The sequence below is a fragment of the Neobacillus vireti genome, assembly GCF_036962465.1.
Taxonomy (GTDB): domain Bacteria; phylum Bacillota; class Bacilli; order Bacillales; family Cytobacillaceae; genus Neobacillus; species Neobacillus vireti_B.
Genome location: NZ_JBALNF010000029.1, coordinates 16,569 through 18,513 on the forward strand (window position 1 = coordinate 16,569; position 1,945 = coordinate 18,513).

At 34.4% G+C, this 1,945-nt stretch carries 3 protein-coding genes; 1 reads left to right on the forward strand and 2 read right to left on the reverse strand.

Annotated features, from left to right (window positions below; all coding sequences use genetic code 11):
* Positions 1-230, reverse strand: a 230-nt coding sequence (locus tag V7077_RS12935; protein WP_335502111.1) for a hypothetical protein, incomplete at its 3' end; no start/stop codon positions are given.
* Positions 231-353: 123 nt separating this feature from the next.
* The gene (locus V7077_RS12940) at positions 354-869 is read right to left on the reverse strand and encodes a YbaK/EbsC family protein (protein WP_335502113.1); all 516 of its coding nucleotides are present in this window, start codon (positions 867-869) and stop codon (positions 354-356) included.
* A gap of 534 nt (positions 870-1,403) precedes the next feature.
* On the opposite strand from V7077_RS12940, the gene V7077_RS12945 reads away from it, so the two are divergent.
* Positions 1,404-1,619 (forward strand): hypothetical protein, encoded by a 216-nt coding sequence (locus V7077_RS12945; RefSeq protein WP_335502115.1) that lies wholly within the window; start codon positions 1,404-1,406, stop codon positions 1,617-1,619.
* The last annotated feature ends 326 nt before the right edge of the window (positions 1,620-1,945 follow it).

A 1,945-nucleotide genomic window follows, 5' to 3' on the forward strand; every position in this document is an offset into this window, starting at 1 on the left:
AATTTCTTTACTTTCACAAATTGTTCGACTAATTCACGGTCTGGATTAAAAACAATTCCTGTTTCTCCATTAGTGGTAACAAATCCTTTTGGGTCATTCTTCCGTTCCGGTTTCAATTCAGCAGACCAACGAGCATTTAATAGAACCGTACCCGCATTGACTCTCGACTTTCTGGTTTGGATTGACCAAGTTTGCCGGCAATTACAGCGGTATATTTTGAATTTCATCATCCGATTCCTTCTTCCTATGATGATTATCATTGTAAATTCAAAATAAAATCACTGTAATTATATTAATCAATATGGCAGATTATTAATAAATCCCCCATTTAGATAGGTATAAAGGAATATCCTCTATGCCTGTATTTGTTGATTAACCGTTTCCCTCACTTCGTCCTCTCCCCAGCCTTTACAGATATCTACCCATTCCTTGGCAGCCGAGTATTCAAATAATTCTTCCTTCGTTAATTCAATGGCGGAATTGGTGCTGCCGCATGCGGGAAAGACCGTCTCAAACCGCTGCATAGAAACATCTAGATAAACCTCCAGCTCATTTTTTAAACCAAATGGGCAAACCCCTCCAATCGCATGTCCTGTTTGCTCTAGTACCTCATCTGGCGACAGCATCCGGGCTTTATAGCCAAAGTGGTGGCGAAATTTCTTATTATCGATTTTGGCATCCCCGGCCGCAACAATTAAAATTGCTTGCTCCTCAGAACTTCGAAAAGATAATGTTTTAGCAATTCGGGCAGGAGTCACACCAATTGTTTCGGCAGCTTGGTCCACTGTTGCACTAGATGTTTCAAATTCCATCACATCCTCCTCCCGACTCCATTGTTCAAAATGCTTCTTAACACTCTCAAATGACAATTTACTCATCCTTTCCTTTATTCACAATATTAGAATAATAGCATACTTTATTAGGTTAAAGCGAATGGATGACTGATAAAAACGTTTCCTCGCAAGGGCCGTTCCTAGCGGGAGATCTTCATCCATCAGTAAGAGACAAACTGAAATAATTAGAAAAAAACACATTCAAATTAAATCCTTTTATCGCTCCCTAAGTTTCATTCCCTTGGTACTTAAGTACAAATTGATACTAACTTTCGCCATTAATTCAAGATTATGTTTATTTTTTTCATTGATAGTACTTGGAGGTCTTCTTATACCAGTGATTTTAGAATAAATGATCATATTATCTCCCTTGTTGTTTACCTCATTTCCGAAGAATAGCATTATACTAAAATAAGTCCTGTGGAGTCAAAATTTTCAGATATTATTAATTGAGCTGATAATGTGCATTAGAAAACAAAATTCTTTAGTAAACTGGTCATGTTTCACCAAAAAGAAAAGATACATATTATGAAAGAAATTACATCTTTGATGATCCTTAGGGGGATTGCAATGAAATTAGAGAAAATTATTGCAGACGAGTTACAGTATATGTTTCTTAACGACACCCTGCAGGGATTTAAAGAGACATATATCAATAACATTACTATGAGATTAAGGAATGGGGAAATTAAATTATTTGACATTTTAAGTGATGATTTTGATTTAAAAGATAAGATATTAGAGGTATTAGTGAAAATAAACAAGGAGAAATTATTTTACCCGTAGTGGGATTAACCATCTACCGGCACTGTAAAAATTAAGAAAGAATGCATATCTTCCAAACTACATCCAAAAAGATTAGTATTTCCATTTAATTTTATTAATTACAGTTCCGGGCACGAACATCAACACCTAGGATACTTTTAATTTTTTGATGAGTCATTTTATGAACCACCACGAGATAAAATAAATGATATTATTTACCTTTTTAAAAAATAAATTTACTCAATTTAGCATTTTACACATTAACGCTTTAAATTGTTGAAATAAAGTTCAGAAAATAGTAAGATTACCCTAAGTTTAAATTCTTCTGGAGTTTAGACCTCCTAATT